Consider the following 21,614-nt stretch of genomic DNA (forward strand, 5'->3'; position numbering starts at 1 on the left):
CGCGCCCGCACACCAGTCTTTACGTGACGGAAGGCCTTCGAGGATGAGTGAGAGCAGCCTGCGCGTGGTCTGGGTCTACCCGGACCTGCTCAGCACCTACGGCGACCGGGGCAACGCCCTGGTCGTGGAGCGCCGGGCCCGCCAGCGCCACCTCAACGTGACCCGGATCGACGTCCGCTCCGACCAGGCGATCCCCACCAGCGGCGACATCTACCTGATCGGCGGCGGCGAGGACCGCCCGCAGCGCCTGGCCGCCGAGCGGCTGCGCGCCGACAGCGGCCTGGTGCGGGCCGCCGAGAACGGCGCGATCATCTTCGGTGTCTGCGCCGGTTTCCAGATCATGGGCCACGAGTTCATCAACGACCTCGGCGAGCGCGAGCCGGGCCTGGGCCTGCTCGACGTCTGGACCACCCGCGGCGAGGGCGCCCGCTGCGTCGGCGACGTGCTCGCCGACGTCGACCCCCGGCTCGGCCTGCCGCAGCTGACCGGCTTCGAGAACCACCAGGGCGTCACCCATCTCGGCCAGGGCGTGCAGCCCTTCGCCACCGTCAGCGTCGGCCGGGGCAACGGCACCGGTGACGGCACCGAGGGCGCCTGGCGGGACACCGTGTTCGGCACCTACCTGCACGGCCCGGTGCTGGCCCGCAACCCCGCCGTGGCCGACATGCTGCTCAAGCTGGCGCTGGACGTCGCCGCGCTGCCGCCGGCCGACACCACCTGGTACGACGCGCTGCGCGCCGAGCGCATCGCGGCCGCGACGCGTCCCCAGTAGTACATCCGTACGCCCCGGCCGGGTGCCCGCCATGCGGTCACCCGGTCCGCGGGCGGCCCCGGACGTACCACAATGGGGCTGCCTACTGCACACCCTCCTCGGCAGCAGGCTGCAATTCCGCGCGGGGGCGCCGACGGCGCCGCTCCCGCGTCGGCTCCTGCCCGGCCGGACCAGGGGCCGTATGCTCGACTTCGCGGCCGTTTTCGGGCGTTCTGTCCGGATCGGCCGGTCCTTCACCCCGCGGCCACCTCCCCGCCACCACGGCGAGGGAGCGCCCCGTTACGGTGACGGCTCGTCGTCCCAGCCTGTAGTCCGGCCGTTCCTCGGTTCTGCTCGGGAGTTGCAAAGCTAATGCGTATCGGAGTGCTGACCAGCGGCGGTGACTGCCCCGGCCTGAACGCGGTGATCCGCTCCGTGGTCCACCGGGGGGTGGTCGACCACGGCGACGAGATCATCGGGTTCGAGGACGGGTGGCGCGGTTTCCTTGAGGGCCACCACCGCCCCCTGACCCTGGACTCGGTGAGCGGCATCCTGGCCCAGGGCGGCACCATCCTCGGTTCCTCCCGGGTCCAGCCGAGCCACCTGCGGGACGGCGTCGAACGGGCCAAGAAGTACTGCGCCGACCTCGGCCTGGACGCGGTCATCCCGATCGGCGGCGAGGGCACCCTGAAGGCCGCCAAGCTGATGAGCGACGCGGGCCTGCCGATCGTCGGCGTGCCCAAGACCATCGACAACGACATCGCCGCCACCGACGTGACCTTCGGCTTCGACACCGCCGTCTCGGTCGCCACCGAGGCGCTGGACCGGCTGAAGACCACCGCCGAGTCCCACCAGCGCGTCATGGTCGTCGAGGTCATGGGCCGGCACACCGGCTGGATCGCGCTGAACGCGGGCATGGCCGCCGGCGCGCACGCCATCGTCGTCCCGGAGCGCCCGTTCCACATCGACAAGCTCACCGAGGTCGTCCGCGAGCGCTTCGACCGCCAGAAGAAGTTCGCCATCGTGGTCTGCGCCGAGGGCGCCAAGCCCGAGCCCGGCACCATGCACTGGGAGGAGGGCACCAAGGACATCTACGGCCACGAGCGGTTCACCGGCATCGCCACCCAGCTCTCCCGCGAACTGGAGCACCGCCTCGGCAAGGAGGCCCGCCCGGTGATCCTCGGCCACACCCAGCGCGGCGGCACCCCGACCGCCTACGACCGGGTGCTCGCCACCCGCTTCGGCTGGCACGCCGTCGAGGCCGTCCACAAGGGCGCCTTCGGGCACATCACCGCGCTGCAGGGCACCAACATCAACCTGGTGCCGCTGGCCGAGGCGGTCGCCGAGCTGAAGACCGTACCGCAGGACCGCTACCTGGAGGCCGAGACGGTCCTCTGACCGCCCCCCGCCCTCCCCGGAGGCCCCCGGCCCGCCCCGCGCGGCCCGGGGGCCTCCGTACGTCCCAGGCCTCCGTACGTCCCAGGGGCGCTTGCCGCACCCGGCGGGCGTCCGGCGGCCCCCGCCGCTAGCGTGTCCGGCATGGAGATCCTCGCCTACGGAGTGCAGGCCGACGAGCGGCCGCTGCTGGAGCAGGCCTTCGCCGGCCGCCACGGGCTGCGCTGCCTCGACGTGTTCCTCAACCGCGACACCGCCCCGCTGGCCGCCGGCTACCCGGCCGTCAGCAGCAGCGTCAACGCCGTCCTGGACGCCGAGACCCTCGCCGTCCTCGCCGCCGGCGGCACCGAGCTGATCGCCCAGCGCTCCACCGGCTTCAACAACATCGACCTCGACGCGGCCGCCGAACTCGGCCTCACCGTCGCCCGGGTCTCCCACTACAGCCCGTACTCCGTGGCCGAACACGCCTGGACCCTCGCGCTGGCCGTCAACCGCCGCCTCACCCGCGCCGCGAGCCGCTCCCGCGAGTTCGACTTCCGCCTCGACGGGCTCCTCGGCCGCGACATCCACGGCATGACCGTCGGCGTCATCGGCACCGGCAAGATCGGCGAGTGCTTCGCCCGCATCGCCGCCGGCTTCGGCACCGAACTCCTCGGCTGGGACATCGCGCGGAACCCCGCCTGCCTCGACCTCGGCATGCACTACACCGAACTGCCCGAACTCCTCTCCCGCGCCGACCTGGTGAGCCTCCACGTCCCCCTCCTCCCGGCCACCCACCACCTCATCGACGGCGCCGCCCTCGCCCGCATGAAGGACGACGCCATCCTCATCAACTCCAGCCGCGGCGGCCTCGTCGACAGCGCCGCCCTGGTCGAGACCCTGCGCGCCGGCCGCCTCTCCGGCGTCGGCCTCGACGTCTACGAGGAGGAGACCGGCGTCTTCTTCACCGACCGCTCCATCGAGGGCATCACCGACGACACCCTCGCCCGCCTCGTCACCTTCCCCCAGGTCCTCGTCACCAGCCACCAGGCCTACTTCACCCGCACCGCCGTCGGCCAGATCATCGACGCCACCGCCCGCAACATCGACGACCACGCCGCCGGCCGCCGCAACGAGAACACCCTGGTCCCCAGGAACTGACACCGCGGATGGTGACCCGGGTCACGGGAACCGGCCCTCCCGCCCGGACAAGGCATGACGTGAACCATCCACACTCCCGGCTCCGGGCCGGGAACCCCGAAGCGTTCCGCGACCTCTTCCGGGACCACGCCTCCCTGGTGTACCGCCACGCCGTGCGCGTGACCGGGAACTGGGCACTCGCCGAGGACGTGGTCTCGCTGACCTTCCTCGAGGCCTGGCGCCTGCGCGGGAAACTCCGCGACGAGGGCGACAGCCCACGCCCCTGGCTCATGGGCATCGCCGTCAACGTGCTGCGCAACACGACGCGCGCCGCCCGCCGCCACAGCGCGGCCCTGGCCCGCATGCCCGCGACCGACCCGGTCCCCGACTTCGCCGACGAACTCGTCGGCCGCATCGCCGACTCCGAGCAACTCGCCGCCGCCCACAAGGCCTTGGGGCGCCTGCGGCGCTCGGAACGCGAGGTCTTCGCGCTCTGCGTCTGGTCCGGGCTCGGCTACGCGGAGGCGGCGGCCACCCTCGGCATACCCGTCGGCACCGTACGCTCGCGCCTCTCCCGCGCCCGCACCCGACTGCGCAGACTCGCGGCCGAGGAACTGCGCGCCGCGCAGCAGAACACGGAACCGCTCCCGATCCCCGGACAAGTACAGGGCAGCCGCAGCACCGCGGCCCGGCCGCACAAGGAGACGCACCGATGATCCGCAACTCGCGGCGGCACACCGAACCGCTCGACCACGCGGAACTGGCGCGTCTACTGCCGGCGCCGGCCGATCCCCGCCTGGCGGCCGACCGCCAGGACCTGCTCGAGGAGCACCTGATGAGCGAGATCCACCGGCCCGACCAGGCCGCCCCCGCGGCCGCCCCGGTACGGCGCCCGCTGCGCCGCACCGTCCTCTTCGCGGCGCCGGTCGCCGCGGCCGCGGCCCTCGCCGTGGTCGTCTCCCTGAACACCCCGGCCGACACCGTCGGCTCCCCACGGCTGGTCAGGGCACCCGTCGTGCAGATCGAGGAGGGGAGCACCGTCCAGCTCGCCTCGACGGTCCACGCGATCGCCGCCGCCGCGACGGCGCGCACCACGCCCCAGCCCGGATCGGGCCAGTTCGTCTACGTCAAGAGCCAGGTCTCCTTCATGGCCACCCGTCACAACGTGGACACCGGGGAGTCCGCCACCTGGGTCCAGCCGCTGCACGACCGCGAGGTGTGGAAGTCCCCCGACGGCACCAAGGGCTGGCTGGACGAGCCGGGCTACCAGTCGAAGGGCGGCATCACGCTGGACACCAAGGAGCCCCGCGAGCAGCTGACCTACCAGTGGCTCGCGGCCCAGCCCGCCGACCCCGACGCGCTGCTGAAGTCCGTCTACTCGACGGTGAGCGGCGACCGGGACCACGACCAGCAGGCGTTCAACGAGATCGGCTCCATCATCCGCGAGCAGCTCGTCCCCTCCGCCCTCGCCGCCGCGCTCTACGAGGCCGCCGGCAAGATCCCGGGCGTGGTGGTGGTCGAGCACGCGCAGGACGTCTCCGGCCGCGACGGGATCGCGTTGGCGCGGCTCGACCCCCAGACCGGCGAGCGATCGGAGTGGATCTTCGATCGGGAGAGCCACCAGTACCTCGGCAGCCGTGGCGTGCAGGTCCGGGAGGAGTACGGCATCAAGCCCGGCACCGTCGTGGAGCGCACGACCATCGTCACCCGGGCCGTCGTCGACGCGAAGAACCAGCGCCCCGGCGTCGGGCAGGCCACGGCCTGACGGTCCCACGCCCGATGGGGGCCGCCGCCGCAACGGGAAGACCCCGGCACCGGCGGCCCCTCAACGATCGGGCCCGCCTCGTCGGTCATCGGCGGAGCCGCCCCCGCCGAGCAGGGCGGCGGCCACCTGGTCGAAGTACGGTGCCACTTCGGGCAGGGTCGCGGCGGCGAGCACGTCGCTGCGCACCACGGTCCGCACCACGCTGATGCCCAGCAGCCACGCGCTGAACAGCTCAGCCCGCAGATCCGCGTCCGGCCCGTCGACCAGGGCGCGCAGGCCCGCGATGTAGGTGTCGCACACCTGGTCGTGCAGCTGACCGCGGATCGTCTCGTCGCCGGCCGACCGCAGCATGGCGATGAACGGGTGGTCGCCCACCGACTCCGGCCGTTCCTCGCGGAGGATCATCTCCAGCAGCCTGTAAGGGAGTTGGCCGGGCGGGCCGGCCAGCACGGCCCCGGCCTCCTGCGCGTCCTCGGCCGACGCCTCCTCGAACAGCTTCCGCTTCGAACCGAAGTACCGGAACACCAACGAGGCGTCCACGCCCACATCCTGGGCGATGCCGCGGACGTTCGCCCCGGCGTAGCCCTCGCGGCCGAAGTGGACCCGGGCGGCCGCCAGCAGGGCGGCACGGGTGGCCTCCCGGTCGCGCTTGTGACGTGGCGGCCGACTGCTCGACGGTGCGGTCACGGCGTTCTCCCGGTGGGTCGACAGGTGCTGCGGCATCAAGTCATCAGCCGTTGACATGCTATCCCGGCGCGATTAGCTTCGACTGAGTCATCAATCGATGACTTGGCGGCGCGCGTATCCGCACGCCTTCCCACAGGTCGGTTCCCGCCGCACCGGCGTTCCCCGCCGCGAGTTCTCCCGTGTTCACCGTTCCGTGGAGGTCCCAGCGTGAAAACGATTGTTGTCTCGGGTGGTACGGACGGCATCGGCAAGGCCGTTGCCCTGACGTACCTGGGGCGCGGCGACGAGGTCGTCGTCCTCGGCCGCAACGCCGAGAAGGGCGCCGAGGTGCTCGCGGAGGCCGAACGCATCGGCGCCGGAGGTCGCGCACACTTCATCGCCGCCGACCTCAGCCTGGTCAGCGAGAACCGCAGGGCCGCCGATGAGATCCGAGGCCGCTTCGCCGGGATCGACGCGCTGGTCCTGTGCGCCCAGCACTTCCGATCCACGCGCCTGGTCACGGCCGAGGGCTTCGAGCACACCTTCGCGCTGTACTACCTGAGCCGCTTCGTCCTCAGCCACGAACTGGCCGACCTGCTGGCCGCCGCACCGGCGCCCGTCGTGGTCAACGTCTGCGGCCCGGGCATCGACTTCGGCGAGATCCGCTGGAACGACCTGGGCCGTGAGCGCGACTACAGCGGCATCGACGCCCTGATGCAGGGCAGCCGCCTCAACGACCTGCTCGGCGTCGGGTTCGCCCAGCGGCGGCCGGCCGGGCCGGTGCGGTACGTGCTGCTGAACCCGGGCAGCGTCCGCACCGGCTTCTCGGGCGAGTACGACCCGGTCATGGCCGAGCAGATCGAAGCCGCGCGGCGGAACGCCAGGCCGGTGGAGGAGGGGATCGTGCCGGTCCTGGCGGCGCTCGACGCGCCGCCCGCCGAGATCCTCTCCGCCTCCATGACGGGCGAGCCACTGGAGCTCACCGGCCCCGCCTTCGACCCCGAGGCGGCGCGGCGCCTCCACGAGCTGACCACCGCGCTGCTCGCCGACGCGGCCTCCTGAACCGGGACCGGGAGGACCCCGGCCGCGACGCCCGCCTCCCGGCGGCCCCTCAGGGCCGGCCGAGCGCCTGGCGGTACCAGGGGGCGGCCTCGGGGAGGCGGGCCAGGGGGCCGGGGCCGGGCGGGCAGGCGGCGAGGTGCCAGATCCGGTCGCTGCGGTACCAGTGGTCGCGGGCGATCAGGCCGAACTGCCGCTCGGAGACCCGGCCGGGCGCGGCGGCCAGCAGTCGGCGGCACTCCTCCCAGGGGGTGTCCGGGCCGTCCGGGGCGGGCAGCAGGCCGAGGGCGGCCAGGGCCGTGAGCAGGTCGCCGCCGCGGACCGGGTCGGGGTGCGAGGCGTGGTGGACGCCCGTCGGGGCGGCCTGCCCGTCCAGGGCGAGCGCGGTGATCAGCCGGGCCAGGTCGGCGCGGTCGACCATCGAGAGCCGGGTGCGGCCGCCCTCCCAGCGGACCGGCACCCGGCGGACCAGCTCGGCCAGCGCGGGCACCACCCAGCGGTCGCCGGTGCCGGTCACCAGTCCGGGGCGCAGCACGCACCCGCCGGCCGCCAGCGCGTGGCGCTCGCCGAGCAGCCGGGTGCGGCTGGCCTCGGACACCGGGGCGGGCGGCACCTCGTCCACCTCGATGCCCCGGTGCGGGCCCTCGCCGTAGACCGCGGCCGTGGAGAGGTGGACGATCCGCCGCACCCCGGCGCGGGTGGCGGCCGCCATCAGGGCGGCGGTGCCCCGGTCGTTGACCGCCTCGCACTCCTCGGCTCCGCCGTCGACCCGGGAGGCGAGGTGCACCAGTGCCCCGGCGCCCGTACAGAGCTCCGTGAGCGCCGCCGGGTCGGCCAGGTCGCCCGGGACCCAGGCGGTGCCCGGTACGGCGTCCTGGGGCGGTGTGCGGGCCAGGGCGCGTACCCGGACGCCGCGCGCGGCGAGGGCCGCGAGCACGCCGGAGCCGATGAAGCCGGTCGCCCCGGTCAGCGCGACCATGGTGGGCGCCGCGGGACCGTGTTCCGTCGCCATCTCCGAGCCTCCCTGCCGAATCCCCGAGCCCTCGGACTCCGAGCCCCGAGCCTCCCCGCCGACCGGCCGGTCAGTCTAGCCAGGAGGCGCTCCGGCGGGGAGACACCCGTACGGAGGGGGTGGGGGGATGGCCCGGGGTAAGGCCCACCTAGGCTGTATGTCAAGCAAAACGGGCGAACCGGACCCGCGTTTTGGACCACGAGGACGGAAAGCAGGACCCGCCGATGGGCGACGGAATGTCAGGAATGCACCACCACGGCGGGATGACCCAACTAGGCCCGTTCAGCTTGTCCAACGTCTGGACCTGGTCCCCCGACTGGGTGTTCCTGCTCGGCGGACTGGTCCTCCTGGGGCTGTACGCGGCGGGCGTGGTGCGGCTGTACCGGCGCGGCGACCGCTGGCCGATCGGCCGGGCGGTCGGCTGGGCGGCGGGTGTCGCCACCATGCTGCTGGTCACCTGCACCGGGCTGAACGACTACGGCATGGTGCTGTTCAGCGCGCACATGATCCAGCACATGGTGCTCTCCATGCTGACGCCGATCCTGCTGCTGCTGGGCGCCCCGATCACGCTGGCGCTGCGCGCCCTGCGCCCGGCCGGCAAGGGCCGTCCGCGCGGGCCGCGCGAGCTGCTGGTGGCGCTGCTGCACAGCCGGTACATGCGGATCGTCTCGCACGCGGCGTTCACCATCCCGATGTTCATCGCGAGCCTGTACGGGGTCTACTTCACCCCGCTGTTCGACTTCCTGATGCAGTACCGCCTCGGGCACATCTTCATGATGGTGCACTTCCTGCTCACCGGTCTGGCCTTCTTCTGGCCGATCATGGGCGTGGACCCGGGCCCGCACCGCCCGGGCCACGTGATGCGGATCATCGAGCTGTTCATGGGGATGCCGTTCCACGCCTTCTTCGGCGTGGCGGTGATGATGGCGGGCCACCCGCTGGTCACCACCTTCACCGTGGAGGGCGCACCACCGGGGACCAACCTGCTGGAGGACCAGAAGCTGGCCGGCGGCATCACCTGGGCGTTCGGCGAGATCCCGACCGCGATCGTGCTGATCGCGCTGGTCTACCAGTGGATGGGCTCGGAACAGCGGCAGGCCCGCCGCCGCGACCGCTCCGAGGAGCGCACCGGCGACGCCGAGCTGGAGGCGTACAACGCCTACCTGGCCTCGCTGCACAAGCGCGACCGGCGCCCCGGCTCGGCTCCGGCCGCCCCGGCCGCCCCGGTGGCGGGCGCCACCCCGGCGGCCGAGGCCGGCTGAGGCCACCCCACCACCCACCGCGGAACGACCGTTCCCGGGAACCCCCGTTCCGCCTCCGGAACGGGGGTTCCGCCGTTCCGGGAGCGCCCCGGAACGGTCGTTCCGCCGCAGGCGTTCGAACGTATATGCACGTCCTGCTGTTCGTCGCCGTCCTGCTCTGCGGGTCCGTCCCGCTCTGGCTGCTCGGCTTCCTCGGCCTGGCGCTGTACCACCGCCGCCGGCCCGTGCCGGCCGGCTCCGACTACCTGGTGGTCCTGGGCGCCGCGCTGGAGGGCTGCGAGCCCGGGCCCCCGCTGGCGGCCCGGCTGGACGCCGCGCTGGAACGTTTCGCCGCCGAGGAGGCCGCCGGGTACGCCCCGCTGGTCGTGGTGACCGGCGGGAAGGGCCCGCACGAGGACTGCACCGAGGCCGCCGCGATGGCCCGCTACCTGGTCGCCCGGGGCGTCCCGGCCGAGCGGATCCGGCGCGAGGAGCGGGCCGTGAACACCGCCGAGAACCTGCGTTTCAGCGCCGCCCTGATGGCCGCCGAGCACCCCGGCTACCGCTGCACGGTGGTCACCAACGGCTTCCACACCGTCCGCTCCGCCCTCGCCGCCCGCCGGGCCGGCGCCCCCGCCGCCGTGCTCGGCGCGGACGGCCCGCTGGCGCACGGCCCGTACCTCCTGCTGCGCGAGGCCGTCGGCACCGCCCTCGCCCTGTGGCGCCCGCACGGGGCCGCCCTGCTCCTGGTGGTGGCGGCGGCCGGGGCCGGGGCACTGCTCGGACTGTCCTGAGGACGGTCCCGGGGCAGAGCGGTCCCGGGGAAGCGCGGTCCTGGGGCACAGCGGTCCCGGTGCCGGGCTCTGGATCATGTCGCACCCCTCCGCCAGGATGGAGGCGGAGCCGAGTGCGGAGGGGGCACGAGCGTGTCCAAGTGGAGCGCGTTGCAGCGGGCCTGCGTCCTGGTGGCCCTGGCGGCCGCCCTGGTCGCGGCGGTGGTGGGCGGGCTGGCCGCCTGGCAGTGGGTGTTCGACGACCCGGGGTGGCTGTCCTGGCACGGGTGGGTGTTCGGGGCCGCCCTGCTGGCGGGCGCGGCGGCCTCGGGACCGTTCCTGCGGTACGAGGTCTCCCCCGGCGCGGTCGTGGGCATCGGCCTGTTCCTGCTCGTGCCGCCGCTGGTCGGCGTCCTGATGGCGGCGTCCGCCACGGACGACATCCGGAGCTGGATGCGCACCGACAAGGCGGTGACGGCCACCCTGAGCGGCTGCCACGTCTCCGGTTCGGAGACCTTGGAGAGCGACCGCGGCCCGATCGGCTCGATCGACGTCTACAGCTGCACCTACCGCTGGACGGCGGCCGGGCAGGACTGGGAGCAGGTCCGCCGCTCCCGCGACGGCGACCACCCGGACGGCCATCGGGAGCAGGTGTGGGCGGACGGTTCGACCGGCGAGGTGGCCGAGCACCGGCCGGTCAGGATCGGCATGGGCATCCTGGTCGCGCTCGCCTGTCTGGTCGGCACCGTGCTGGTGTGGGGCGGCCAGGCGCTCCTGCTGCACGAGACCGGCCTGCTCGGCCGCCGGCGGCCGGCCGGCGCCTGAGCACGGAGGAGGCCCCCGGGCTGGTCCGTACGGACCGACCCGGGGGCCTCCGGTGCCTCAACTCGCCTGGATTCAGCCGAGGTTGGCGAGCGCCTCGTTGAAGGTCTTCGACGGGCGCATCACGGCGGCGGCCTTGGCCGGGTCCGGCTGGTAGTAGCCGCCGAGGTCGACCGGCGAGCCCTGGACGGCGATCAGCTCGTCCACGATGGCCGACTCCTGCTCGGTCAGCGTCGCGGCCAGGCCGGCGAAGGCCTGGGCCAGCTCGGCGTCGTCGGTCTGCTTGGCCAGCTCCTGGGCCCAGTAGGTGGCCAGGTAGAAGTGGCTGCCGCGGTTGTCGATGCCACCGAGGCGGCGGCTCGGCGACTTGTCCTCGTTGAGGAAGGTGCCGGTGGCGCGGTCCAGGGTGTCGGCCAGCACCTGGGCGCGGGCGTTGTCCGTGGTGGTGGCCAGGTGCTCGAAGCTGGCGGCCAGCGCGAAGAACTCGCCCAGGCTGTCCCAGCGCAGGTAGTTCTCCTTGACCAGCTGCTGGACGTGCTTCGGGGCGGAGCCGCCGGCGCCGGTCTCGAACAGGCCGCCGCCCGCCATCAGCGGGACGACCGACAGCATCTTGGCGCTGGTGCCCAGCTCCAGGATCGGGAACAGGTCGGTCAGGTAGTCACGCAGCACGTTGCCGGTCACCGAGATGGTGTCCTCGCCGCGGCGGATGCGCTCCAGCGAGAACGTGGTGGCGTCGACCGGGGACTTGATCTCGATCTGCAGGCCGGTGGTGTCGTGCTCCGGCAGGTACTTCTTGACCTTCTCGATCAGCACCGCGTCGTGGGCGCGGTTCTCGTCCAGCCAGAACACCGCCGGGACGCCGGTGGCGCGGGCGCGGGTGACGGCCAGCTTGACCCAGTCCTGGATCGGCAGGTCCTTGGTCTGGCAGGCGCGGAAGATGTCGCCCGGCTGGACGGCCTGCTCCAGCACCACGTTGCCCTCGGCGTCGACCAGGCGGACGGTGCCCGCGGCGGCGATCTCGAAGGTCTTGTCGTGCGAGCCGTACTCCTCGGCCTTCTGGGCCATCAGGCCGACGTTCGGCACCGAGCCGATGGTCGCCGGGTCCAGGGCGCCGTGGGCGCGGCAGTCGTCGATGACGGCCTGGTACACGCCGGAGTAGCTGCTGTCCGGCAGCACGGCGAGGGTGTCGGCCTCCTTGCCGTCCGGGCCCCACATGTGGCCGGAGGTGCGGATCATGGCCGGCATCGAGGCGTCGACGATGACGTCGCTCGGCACGTGCAGGTTGGTGATGCCCTTGTCGGAGTCGACCATGGCCAGGGCCGGGCCCTCGGCCAGCTCGGCCTCGAAGGAGGCCTTGATCTCGGCGCCCAGGTGCGGCACGTTGTCGAGGCCGGCCAGGATGCCGCCGAGGCCGTTGTTCGGGTTCAGGCCGGCGGCGACGAGCACCTCGCCGTACTTGGCGAAGGTCTTCGGGAAGAAGGCGCGGACCACGTGGCCGAAGATGATCGGGTCGGAGACCTTCATCATGGTGGCCTTGAGGTGCACCGAGAACAGCACGCCCTCGGCCTTGGCCCGGGCGATCTGCGCGGCCAGGAACTCGTTCAGGGCGGCGACGTGCAGCACCGAGGCGTCGACGACCTCGCCCGCCAGCACCGGCACCTTCTCGCGCAGCACGGTGGTGGTGCCGTCCTCGCCGAGCAGCTCGATGCGCAGCGCACCGTCACCGGCGATCACGGCGGACTTCTCGGTCGACCGGAAGTCGTTCTCACCCATGGTGGCGACGTTGGTCTTGGAGTCGGCCGTCCAGGCACCCATGCGGTGCGGGTGGGTCTTGGCGTAGTTCTTGACCGACTGCGGGGCGCGGCGGTCCGAGTTGCCCTCGCGCAGGACCGGGTTGACGGCGCTGCCCTTGACCTTGTCGTAGCGGGCGCGGACGTCCTTGTCCTCGTCGGTCTGCGGGTCGTCCGGGTAGTCCGGCAGGGCGTAGCCCTGGGCCTGGAGCTCGGCGACGGCGGCCTTGAGCTGCGGCACCGAGGCCGAGATGTTCGGCAGCTTGATGATGTTGGCGTCCGGGGTCTTGGCCAGCTCACCCAGCTCGGCCAGCGCGTCGCCGATCCGCTGCGCCTCGGTCAGACGCTCCGGGAAGCTCGCGATGATCCGCCCGGCCAGGGAGATGTCGCGGGTCTCCACGCGCACACCCGCGGTCGAGGCGTACGCCTGCACCACGGGCAGGAACGAGTAGGTCGCCAGGGCCGGAGCCTCGTCGGTGTGCGTATAGATGATGGTCGAGTCAGTCATCGGTACTCCGCTTCACGTCTCCAACGTCTTGACGTCAAGATATCTCGTCACGGGCCTCCGACTCCACCTCCCCCCGTTTCCGGGCGCGCACCGGCCCGGCCGGCGGGCGCCCCGGCCCTCCCGGAGGGGCGTTCCGACAGGCGGCGTGGAGGACGGAACGGAGGTCGTGACCGGGGACGGGTTCCACGGTCGTCCGGGTCGGGGCGCTCGGCAAGCGGAGCGCCCGACCAGTGGTTTGGTCCACTCGGGTGAGCCGAACGTCAGGAGTGCGTCAACGCACGACCGCATTCGGTCAACGGCGCGTCAGGACCGGAGCCTCCCGGGCCGGGTCGACCTAGCGTCGAGGCAGTAGTTCCGGCAGGCACCACCACCCCACTCGGGAGCATTCGCATGGCCCGCGCCGTCTGGCACGTTCCGGTCACCGTCTCCGGCACCGGAAGCACCACCGCACTCCGCCTGTTCCGCCTGCGCGACGGCCGCCGCTGTGCGGTCGGATTCTCCAGCCCCGAGGCCCTCGCCGCCCTCCTCGGGCCCGACCAGGCCCGCACCGAGCTCGGCGAGCCCGCCCTCCGCGACCTCACCGCCCCGCTCGGGATCGACACCCTGGTACTGGACCCGCGGCTGGTCGCCCCCTCGGTCGCGGCCCCCTCCGCCGCCACTCCCTCCGCCACCGCCCCGTCCAGGACCGCCCCGCCCGGCCGCGCCCCCGTCGCGGCGCCCTCCGCCCCGGCCCCGACCGTCCAGTTCCAGCACCGGTGACCGCCCCGCTCCGGCTCGTCCCGGACGAGCCGGACCCGGCGGGGCGGGCCCGCCCGGCCCGGGCGCTGCACGCGATCGCCCGGATCAGCCACGGCCCCGTCCCGCTCGACTTCGACCGCCTCGCGGCGGAGTTCCCCGCCGTCCAGAGCGGCCTGGCCCTGGCCGGCGAGGCCGACCTCGAACTGCGCCTCGCCTGCACCGGCCCCGAGGAGTTACGGACGATCTCCACCGCGCTGTACCGCGCGGGCGCCGCCAAGGTGCGCGTCGACCTCGTCCTGCGCGCCCTCACCCCGGCCCCGGTCACCCTGCGCCCGGTGCCCTGACCGACCCCGTACTGGCTTCGCGCCCCGCTCCCCTGCCCGGGAGCGGGGCGCGGGGCCCGTACGGCGCTCACTCCTCCCCGGGCCGCGGGTTCGGGTTGACCGCCTGGCCGTCGATGGGCTCGCCCCAAGCGTCCTCACCGTCCGCGTCGACGCAGTAGCCGCTGCCCTCGACGTGCCCGCCCGCGCCCCGGCACTGGTCGGCGGTGACGTCCCGGCGCCCGGTCGCCGCCGCCGGACCGGCGGCGGCCACGGTCCCGGCCGCGGTGAGCGGGAGGAGCAGGAGGGCGGAGGCGGCCGCGGCGGCCACCCGGGCCGGCAGTGAGCTGTTCATGCGGACCACGACAGCACGCCACCGGACCCCCGGCGACCACAGGACGCCCGCCCGGGTGGCCCCCGCCCTCCGCCGCTCCCGCGCCGGAACCGCTGATTCCCGCGCCGGAGCCGCTACTCCCGCGCCAGCGCCGCGATGGCCGCGAGCAGCAGCGCCGAGCCCGCCAGCAGGCCCGCCGTCAGCGGCTCGCCGAGGCAGAGCACGCCGATCACCGCCGCGGTCGCGGGCTCCAGCAGGACCAGCACCGCGGCCGTCGTGCTGGGCACGGTGGTCAGGCCGGTGAAGTACCAGCGGTAGGCGAACAGGGTGGGCACGGTGCCGAGGAAGAGCAGCGCCACCGCGGTCACCAGCGGGTCACCGTCGACCGGCAGGACGCCCTGGACGCCCTGGACGGCGACGAGCGGAAGCAGACAGAGCAGCCCGGTGGTGAAGGCGCCGGTGCCGGCCCGGGCCGAGCCGCCGCCCCGGGCCCAAAGGGTGAGGCCGCTCTGGCCGGCGCCCGCGAGGACGGCCAGCGCGACGCCGAGGGCCGGGCGCGGGCCCGCCGCCGGGGCGGCCACCAGCAGGGCGAGGCCCGCCAGGGCCAGGGCGACCGCGGCCGCCGTTCGACGGGTCAGGCGTTCGCCGAGCAGCAGGTGGGCGCCGAGGCTGGTGAACACCGGGCCGGCGCCGATGGTGATCAGGGTGCCCAGCCCGAGGCCCGCGTACCGCACCGAGCCGAAGTAGGCGCACTGGCTGACCGCCAGACCGAGCCCGGTCAGCGCGGCGGCGCGCCACCCGGCGGCGCCCCGCCCGGCGCGCGGCCGGCGGCCCGGCAGCAGGGCCAGGCAGAGCGCGGCGACGCCGAAGCGCCAGCAGGAGACGCCCGCCGGGCCGAGCCCGCTGGTGCTCATCAGCAGTGCGGAGACGGCGCCGCCGACGCCCCAGGCGACGGCGGCGGCGGAGATGGACAGGAGGCCGCGCCGGAAGGGCACGGCGGTGTACGAGGTCATGCGTCGGTACTCCACGATGAGTTGCCGGTTCAGGTCCGCTGGGTACGCGGGCGGCAGTCATCGCCCCGGCTGCGGGCAGTCCCGTCGGGCCGGAGGAGGTGGAGTGGGCCGCCCGCTAGCGGGCCGGCGGGGGGAGGATCACGAATCGCACGGGGCCAGCCTACGCGCGGTCCGGCCCCGGCGTTCGTGATCTTTCCTTCGCCCACGGACGGGACGTACGGTCGTCCTGGCCGGGACTCCCGGTGGCACGTCCCCCTCGACGAAGGAGCGGAACACGATGGACCAGCTGACGTACGACGAGGTCGAGGCCGCCGGGAAGCGGATCGCCGGGCGGGTGCGCCCGGTGGCGGTGGCACCGGGGGACGACGGCGGACGGACCTGGCTGGCGCTGGAGTTCCTCCAGCACACCGGCAGCTTCAAGGCGCGCGGCGCGCAGAACTTCCTGCTGGCGCACGCCGAGGCGGGCACCCTCCCGGACGCCGGGGTGACCATCGCCTCGGGCGGCAACGCCGGGCTGGCCTGTGCCTGGGCGGCCCGCGAACTCGGCGTCCGGGCAACGGTGTTCCTGCCCGAGACGGCCTCCCCGGTGAAGCTGGCGCGGCTGCGCTCGTACGGCGCCGAGGTACGGCTGGCGGGCCGGGAGTACGCGGAGGCGCTGGCCGCCTGCGAGGAGTTCGCGGCCGGCAGCGGGGCGCTGTCCTCGCACGCGTACGACCACCCGCTGATCGCCGCCGGCGCCGGGACGGTCCTGTCGGAGATCCGCGCCGGGGTGCCCGGGCTGGACACGGTGGTGGTGTCGGTCGGCGGCGGCGGGCTGTTCGCAGGGGTGGCGGTGGCGGCCCGCGAGCACGGCATCCGGGTGCTCGCCGTGGAGCCGACGGGCAGCCGCGCGCTGAACGCCGCCCTGGCCGCGGGCCGCCCGGTGGACGTCCCGGTGGACTCCGTCGCCCAGGACTCGCTCGGGGCCCGCCGGGCCACCGCCCTCGCCGTGGACGCCGCCGCGCACGAGGGCGTCCGGTCGGTGCTGGTCGACGACGAGGCCATCGTGCGCGCCCGCCGGCAGCTCTGGGAGGACCGCCGGATCGCCGTCGAGTACGCGGCCGCCACGGCGCTCGCCGCCGTCGACCGGGCCGAGGGCGAGCGCGTCGCCGTGCTGCTCTGCGGCGCCAACACCGACCCGTCCGATCTGGTGGACTAGCGCCGCTCCGCTATACGGAGCCCACTATTCCCATCCTCGGGAATTTCCCCTATCATGCGACCCCGCACGGCGCGGCCCGAATTTCGGTCGGATCGATCGGATACGTAATATGCCGGGCGCCATAACGCCCCCTACCTGCAAGGATGTCCGGAAAAGAATGTAAACATTCAGTAATGAAATCTGTGCAGAGGGGGCTGAAAAGTCCTAGTGTGTGGCAACTCTCATCGCTCCGCCCACCCCGGAGTCCCCACACACAGAGAGATCGTTCATGGCTTCCCTCAACCAGATCTCGCCGCCCGGCCAGGGCACCGGTTCCGAAACCGGCACCGCCCAGCGGTCACTGCGCCGCCACGTCGGCCTCGTCGGCCTCATGTGGGCCTCGGTCGGCTCGATCATCGGCTCCGGCTGGCTGTTCGGCGCCAAGGAGGGCGTCGTGGCGGCCGGCCCGGCCGCCGTCGTCTCCTGGGGCATCGGCACGGTGGCGATCGTGCTGCTCGCGCTCGTGCACGCCGAGCTCGGCAGCATGTTCCCGGTCTCGGGCGGTACCGCGCGGTACCCGCACTACGCCTTCGGCGGCCTCGCCGGAATGTCCTTCGGCTGGTTCTCCTGGCTCCAGGCGGCCACCGTCGCGCCGATCGAGGTCGAGGCGATGATCGGCTACGCCCGGCACTGGCCCTGGGCGGGCGGCCTGCTCAACGACAACAACACCCTCACCGCCAGCGGCTTCGCCGTCGCCACCGTGCTCATGGCGGTGTTCGTCGCGGTGAACTTCCTGGGCGTGCGCGTCCTGGCCCGCACCAACAACGTCGCCACCTGGCTGAAGATCTTCGTCCCGCTGTTCACGATCTTCGTGCTCGCCGTGACCAACTTCCACGGCTCCAACTTCACCTCGCACGGCTTCGCCCCGTTCGGCGCCCAGGGCGTGCTCGCGGCGATCAGCACCAGCGGCATCATCTTCGCCCTGCTCGGCTTCGAGCAGGCCATCCAGCTGGCCGGCGAGAGCCGCAACCCCAAGCGCGACATCCCCCGCGCCGTCCTCGGCTCGGTCGCCATCGGCGCCGTGGTCTACACCCTGCTCCAGGTCGTCTTCATCGGCGCGCTGCCGGTCAGCTCCTTCGCCAACGGCTGGGACAAGCTCGACTTCCCCGGCATCGACGGCCCCTTCGCGGGCCTCGCCACCACCGTCGGCCTCGGCTGGCTGGCCTGGGTGCTGTACGCCGACGCCGTGATCTCCCCCGGCGGCAGCGGGCTGATCTACACCACCTCGACCTCGCGCATCTCCTACGGCCTGAGCCGCAACGGCTACGCCCCGCAGCGCTTCGAGGAGCTGGACAAGAACGGCGTGCCGTGGTTCGGCCTGGTCATCGCCTTCGTCACCGGCGTGATCTGCTTCCTGCCCTTCCCGAGCTGGCAGGAGCTGGTCGGCTTCATCACCTCCGCCAGCGTGCTGATGTACGCCGGCGCCCCGCTGGCCTTCGGCGCGATGCGCCGCCGGCTGCCCGACCGCGAGCGCCCCTACCGGCTGCCGGCGGGCGGCGTGATCTCCCCGGCCGCGTTCGTGGTCTCCAGCCTGATCATCTACTGGTCCGGCTGGCACACCCTCTCCCGCCTGGGCATCGCGATCGTGCTCGGCTACGTCCTGCTCGGGAGCTACGCCGCGTACGCGATCAGGAAGGGCCTGCCGAACGCGCCGCGACTGAGCTGGAAGGCCGCCCAGTGGCTGCCGCCCTACCTGATCGGCCTCGGCCTGATCTCCTGGCTCGGCGGCTTCGGCGACGGCATCGGCCGGATCCCGCTGTGGACCGACATGGCCCTGGTGTCGGTGTTCTCGGTGGCCATCTACTACTGGGCGATCCGGGTGGCGCTGCCGGCCGAGGAGATCGAGCAGGAGGTCGCCGACGTCGAGGTGGTCGACGAGGGCGGCCACTGACCGACGACGAACGACAGGACGGGCCCGCCGGCCGTGCGACCGGCGGGCCCGTCCGCGTCCGTCAGAGGCTCAGCACCGTCCGCAGCGCCGCGGCGAACTCGGCCTCCGCGTCCCGCGGCGGGCCGGGCGAGCGCCAGGCGACGAAGCCGTCCGGGCGGACCAGCACCGCGCCCAGCGGGCCGATGCCGTGCAGGGCGGCGAAGTCCGCGCCGGGCTCGGGCGCCAGGTCGTCCTCGGCCCCGTCGCCGATCCGGAAACCGTCCAGCGGGACGGCCAGCCGGTCGGCCGCGCGCCGGGCGCCCGCCTGCCAGGCACCGCCCTCGGGGCCGGTGAGCAGCACCATCGCCTGCTCGTACAGGTCCAGCGTGGAGAGCCTCACCCCCGCCCGCAGCAGCCACTGGTGCGGGGCCCGGCTGCCCGGCTCGCCCGCCGACTCGAACTGCTCGGGGACCACCGGGCCGTCCCGGTCCGCACCGACCACCGCGCCCACCGGGTACCGGTAGCCGAGCGCCACCGCCAGCACCCCGGCCTGCCGGCCCGCGCCGGGCACCACCGCGTAGCCCGGGTGGCTGTGCTCGGCGGACCGCGCCGAGGCCCGCTCGCCGGTCACCCGGGCGACCGGGCGGCGCTCCTGCCCGTACGTCTCCAGCAGCCCCGGCCCGGCCCAGCCGCAGAGCACGGCGGAGATCTTCCACGCCAGGTTGTGGGCGTCCTGGATGCCGGTGTTGGAACCGAACGCCCCGGTCGGGGACATCTCGTGGGCGGAGTCCCCGGCGAGCAGGACCCGCCCGGCGCCGTACCGCTCGGCCACCCGCTCGGCGGCGTGCCAGGGCGCCCGGCCGGTGACCTCGACGTCCAGTTCCGGCAGGCCGACGGCGGTGCGGATGTGCCGTTCGCAGCGCTCGTCGGTGAAGGCCTCCAGCGGCTCGCCGTGCTCGGGGTGCCAGGGCGCGTGGAAGACCCACTCCTCCTGGTTGTCCACCGGCAGCAGCGCGCCGTCCGCCTCCGGGTTGGTCAGGTAGCAGGCGATGAAGTGCCGGTCGCCGACCACCTCGGCCAGGCGCTTGGCCCGGAAGGTGATGCTGACGTTGTGGAACAGCTCGCCCTTGCCGGACTGGCCGATGCCCAGCCGCTCGCGGACCGGGCTGCGCGGGCCGTCCGCGGCGATCAGGAACTCCGAGCGCACCACCCGCTGCTCGCCGCTCTCCCGGCTGCGCAGCACCGAGGTGACGCCCTCCGCGTCCTGCTCGAAGGAGACCAGTTCGGTGCTGAACCGCAGGTCGCCGCCGAGCTCGCGGGCGGCCCGCCGCAGCACCGGCTCCAGGTCGTTCTGGCTGCACAGGCACCAGGAGCTGGGGCTGAACCGGGCCAGCCGGCCGCCCGGGTCGATCTCCCGGAACAGCCACTCCTGCTCGGCACCGGTCAGCGACGGCGCCTGGAGGATGCCGTGGTTGGGGGCCAGGATCGAGGCCGCCTCACGGATCGCGGGTTCGATCCCGGCCACCCGGAACAGCTCCATGGTGCGGACGTTGTTGCCGCGCCCCCGCGGGTGGTGCGAGGTGTCGGCGTGCTTCTCGACCAGCAGGTGCCCGACCCCGAGCCGCCCGAGGAAGAGCGAGGCCGACAGCCCGACCAGCGAGCCGCCCACGATGAGGACCGGCACCCGGTCGTCAACCTTCGGATTCATCAATTGCTCCACCCTGTCAGGGGATTCCGCGGCCCGGAGACTGGGCTCGGCGCCGCCCTCGGCGGGCCCGCTCGACCGGGGGCCCCGCTCTTCCATCCCCCGCCGGAGGGGGCCCGTGGCGCCCCTTCGCCCGGATGGCCCGCAAATCTCGCGCCGCGCCCGCCGCGCCGCCCACGATCGACCTCAGGCCTGGCGCCGACGCGCCCGGCCGACCCGCCGTCGCACCGCCCTCCCAGGCCGGGGAGCACCCGCCGGGCACGGCCGACACGGCCCGCAGCGTGCGGCCCAGAGCAGAAAGTGGATCATGACAACTCTGTCCGAACCCCAGCCGAAGCAGCACGACGAGGCCGACACCCGGCTGCGGGTCGTGCTGATGCTGGAGATCCAGGACGGCGCCCAGCAGCGCTTCCTCGACGTGTACGAGCAGCTGCGCCACCAGGTGGCCTCGGTCCCCGGACACGTCAGCGACCAGCTGTGCCAGTCGATCAACGACCCGCGCCAGTGGCTGATCACCAGCGAGTGGAAGGACCAGGAGACCTTCCTGGAGTGGGTGGACAGCCCGGCCCACCGGGAGATGGTCAAGCCGATGCACGGCTGCGTCAGCGACAACTTCCGCTCGCTGCGCTACGCCGTGCTGCGCGAGACCTCGGCGGCCGGCTCGACCGGCACCCGGGCCCCGATGGAGGTGCCGCCCGGGCTGCCGCGCACCACTCCCGCCGGGCACGTCGGCCCGCCCAGGGTCGACCCCGGCCCGGACGGGGTGGTGCGCCACGCGCTGACCTTCACCGTCAAGCCCGGCAGCGAGCCCGAGGTGGCCCGCATCCTCTCCGGCTACGCCTCCCCCCGGGCCGAGGTGGACGAGCACACCCGGCTGCGCCGCACCTCGCTGTTCATGCTCGGCAACCGGGTGGTCCGCGCCGTCGAGGTGATCGGCAACCTCGGCGACGCGCTGCGCCACGTGGCGATGCAGCCCGAGGTGCGGGCCGTCGAGGAGGCGCTCAACCCGCACCTGGAGGAGAGCCGCCAACTGGGCGACCCGCAGGCCGCCCGGGCGTTCTTCGCCAGGGCCGCGCTGCCCGCCCGGCACCAGGCGATCGCCAGCTCCCCCGCCTCCGCCCGGCTGCACCGGCACGCCGTGCTCTACCCGGTGCGCCCGGACCGCGGGCAGGAGGTGGCCGAGCTGCTGGCCGAGCACGACAACCTCGCCACCGCCGACCCGACCGGGCCGGTCGCGGCGGCCACCGTCTTCCACCGCGAGGACGTGGTGGTGCGCCTGGTCGACCTGCGGGTGCCGGCCGAGGCCGACCCGGCGGCCGCCCTCGGCGTGGCCGACGACCGGCAGGCCGCCGTGCTCGCCGGGCTGCTCGACCTCGGCCCGCAGGGCGACCTGCGCACCGCCGCCGGGCTCGGCGCCTTCCTCGCGGCCCGCGCCATGAACCCGGTCACCGACCGCAGTTCCGCCGACCCGATCAACAACTGACGTTCCGTCATCT

The 21,614-nt window shown here is 73.7% G+C and carries 20 protein-coding genes; 14 read left to right on the forward strand and 6 right to left on the reverse strand.

Annotation, left to right across the window (positions count from 1 at the left end):
• Nucleotides 1–43: 43 nt before the first annotated feature.
• The 5 genes from ACWDD9_RS13570 to ACWDD9_RS13590 all read left to right on the forward strand — a co-directional run bounded on the left by ACWDD9_RS13570 (nt 44) and on the right by ACWDD9_RS13590 (nt 5,030).
• Complete coding sequence (locus ACWDD9_RS13570; RefSeq protein ID WP_074004546.1) at nt 44–772, forward strand: type 1 glutamine amidotransferase; 729 nt, start codon at nt 44–46, stop codon at nt 770–772.
• A gap of 351 nt (nt 773–1,123) precedes the next feature.
• Entirely contained in the window at nt 1,124–2,149 is a 1,026-nt protein-coding gene (locus ACWDD9_RS13575) for a 6-phosphofructokinase (protein ID WP_074004545.1), read from the forward strand.
• A 141-nt stretch (nt 2,150–2,290) separates the two neighbouring features.
• Entirely contained in the window at nt 2,291–3,286 is a 996-nt protein-coding gene (locus ACWDD9_RS13580; RefSeq protein WP_049656211.1) for a 2-hydroxyacid dehydrogenase, read from the forward strand.
• 59 nt (nt 3,287–3,345) lie between these two features.
• Complete coding sequence (locus ACWDD9_RS13585) at nt 3,346–3,981, forward strand: RNA polymerase sigma factor (RefSeq protein WP_074004544.1); 636 nt, start codon at nt 3,346–3,348, stop codon at nt 3,979–3,981.
• A complete protein-coding gene (locus tag ACWDD9_RS13590) occupies nt 3,978–5,030 on the forward strand; it encodes a CU044_5270 family protein (protein ID WP_449811688.1) in 1,053 nt (350 codons plus the stop codon). The genes ACWDD9_RS13585 and ACWDD9_RS13590 overlap by 4 nt, the downstream gene beginning before the upstream one ends.
• Nucleotides 5,031–5,090: 60 nt before the next feature.
• Here the strand turns inward: ACWDD9_RS13590 and ACWDD9_RS13595 are convergent, their stop codons facing one another.
• Complete coding sequence (locus ACWDD9_RS13595; protein WP_449811689.1) at nt 5,091–5,753, reverse strand: TetR/AcrR family transcriptional regulator; 663 nt, start codon at nt 5,751–5,753, stop codon at nt 5,091–5,093.
• Nucleotides 5,754–5,924: 171 nt separating this feature from the next.
• Here ACWDD9_RS13595 and ACWDD9_RS13600 point away from each other — a divergent pair, with 171 nt between their 5' ends.
• Complete coding sequence (locus ACWDD9_RS13600) at nt 5,925–6,758, forward strand: SDR family NAD(P)-dependent oxidoreductase (RefSeq protein ID WP_449811690.1); 834 nt, start codon at nt 5,925–5,927, stop codon at nt 6,756–6,758.
• A gap of 49 nt (nt 6,759–6,807) precedes the next feature.
• Here ACWDD9_RS13600 and ACWDD9_RS13605 read toward each other — a convergent pair whose 3' ends face one another.
• Nucleotides 6,808–7,767: an NAD-dependent epimerase/dehydratase family protein gene (locus tag ACWDD9_RS13605; protein ID WP_449811691.1), complete on the reverse strand. Its 960-nt coding sequence runs from the start codon at nt 7,765–7,767 to the stop codon at nt 6,808–6,810.
• 245 nt (nt 7,768–8,012) lie between these two features.
• Between ACWDD9_RS13605 and ACWDD9_RS13610 the strand changes: the two genes are divergently transcribed.
• From ACWDD9_RS13610 to ACWDD9_RS13620, 3 genes are all read left to right on the forward strand, one after another.
• The gene (locus tag ACWDD9_RS13610; RefSeq protein WP_082346077.1) at nt 8,013–9,029 is read left to right on the forward strand and encodes a cytochrome c oxidase assembly protein; all 1,017 of its coding nucleotides are present in this window, start codon (nt 8,013–8,015) and stop codon (nt 9,027–9,029) included.
• A 125-nt stretch (nt 9,030–9,154) separates the two neighbouring features.
• A complete protein-coding gene (locus ACWDD9_RS13615) occupies nt 9,155–9,802 on the forward strand; it encodes a YdcF family protein (protein WP_449811692.1) in 648 nt (215 codons plus the stop codon).
• A 132-nt stretch (nt 9,803–9,934) separates the two neighbouring features.
• Entirely contained in the window at nt 9,935–10,606 is a 672-nt protein-coding gene (locus tag ACWDD9_RS13620; protein ID WP_380738549.1) for a hypothetical protein, read from the forward strand.
• 72 nt (nt 10,607–10,678) lie between these two features.
• Here the strand turns inward: ACWDD9_RS13620 and ACWDD9_RS13625 are convergent, their stop codons facing one another.
• Nucleotides 10,679–12,901, reverse strand: coding sequence for an NADP-dependent isocitrate dehydrogenase (locus tag ACWDD9_RS13625; RefSeq protein ID WP_049657424.1), 2,223 nt, complete (start codon nt 12,899–12,901; stop codon nt 10,679–10,681).
• A gap of 390 nt (nt 12,902–13,291) precedes the next feature.
• Between ACWDD9_RS13625 and ACWDD9_RS13630 the strand changes: the two genes are divergently transcribed.
• Both ACWDD9_RS13630 and ACWDD9_RS13635 read left to right on the forward strand, forming a co-directional pair.
• Complete coding sequence (locus ACWDD9_RS13630; protein WP_117492267.1) at nt 13,292–13,660, forward strand: SAV_915 family protein; 369 nt, start codon at nt 13,292–13,294, stop codon at nt 13,658–13,660.
• Nucleotides 13,657–13,983 (forward strand): hypothetical protein, encoded by a 327-nt coding sequence (locus ACWDD9_RS13635; RefSeq protein ID WP_049657428.1) that lies wholly within the window; start codon nt 13,657–13,659, stop codon nt 13,981–13,983. The genes ACWDD9_RS13630 and ACWDD9_RS13635 overlap by 4 nt, the downstream gene beginning before the upstream one ends.
• 67 nt (nt 13,984–14,050) lie before the next feature.
• Here the strand turns inward: ACWDD9_RS13635 and ACWDD9_RS13640 are convergent, their stop codons facing one another.
• Nucleotides 14,051–14,314 carry a hypothetical protein gene (locus ACWDD9_RS13640; RefSeq protein WP_449811693.1) on the reverse strand — a complete coding sequence of 88 codons (264 nt, stop codon included), beginning with the start codon at nt 14,312–14,314 and terminating at the stop codon, nt 14,051–14,053.
• A gap of 113 nt (nt 14,315–14,427) precedes the next feature.
• Nucleotides 14,428–15,306, reverse strand: a complete 879-nt coding sequence (locus ACWDD9_RS13645; protein WP_074004535.1) for a DMT family transporter — start codon at nt 15,304–15,306, stop codon at nt 14,428–14,430.
• 277 nt (nt 15,307–15,583) lie between these two features.
• Here ACWDD9_RS13645 and ACWDD9_RS13650 point away from each other — a divergent pair, with 277 nt between their 5' ends.
• On the forward strand, nt 15,584–16,504 hold the full coding sequence (locus ACWDD9_RS13650; protein WP_049658053.1) for a serine/threonine dehydratase: 921 nt from the start codon (nt 15,584–15,586) through the stop codon (nt 16,502–16,504).
• 268 nt (nt 16,505–16,772) lie between these two features.
• Complete coding sequence (locus ACWDD9_RS13655; RefSeq protein WP_049658055.1) at nt 16,773–18,434, forward strand: APC family permease; 1,662 nt, start codon at nt 16,773–16,775, stop codon at nt 18,432–18,434.
• A gap of 61 nt (nt 18,435–18,495) precedes the next feature.
• On the opposite strand, the gene ACWDD9_RS13660 is transcribed toward ACWDD9_RS13655, so the two are convergent.
• Nucleotides 18,496–20,217 (reverse strand): FAD-dependent oxidoreductase, encoded by a 1,722-nt coding sequence (locus ACWDD9_RS13660; protein WP_396276947.1) that lies wholly within the window; start codon nt 20,215–20,217, stop codon nt 18,496–18,498.
• 208 nt (nt 20,218–20,425) lie between these two features.
• On the opposite strand from ACWDD9_RS13660, the gene ACWDD9_RS13665 reads away from it, so the two are divergent.
• On the forward strand, nt 20,426–21,601 hold the full coding sequence (locus tag ACWDD9_RS13665; protein WP_375877730.1) for a SchA/CurD-like domain-containing protein: 1,176 nt from the start codon (nt 20,426–20,428) through the stop codon (nt 21,599–21,601).
• The last annotated feature ends 13 nt before the right edge of the window (nt 21,602–21,614 follow it).

It is taken from the genome of Kitasatospora sp. NPDC001119, from assembly GCF_053598475.1.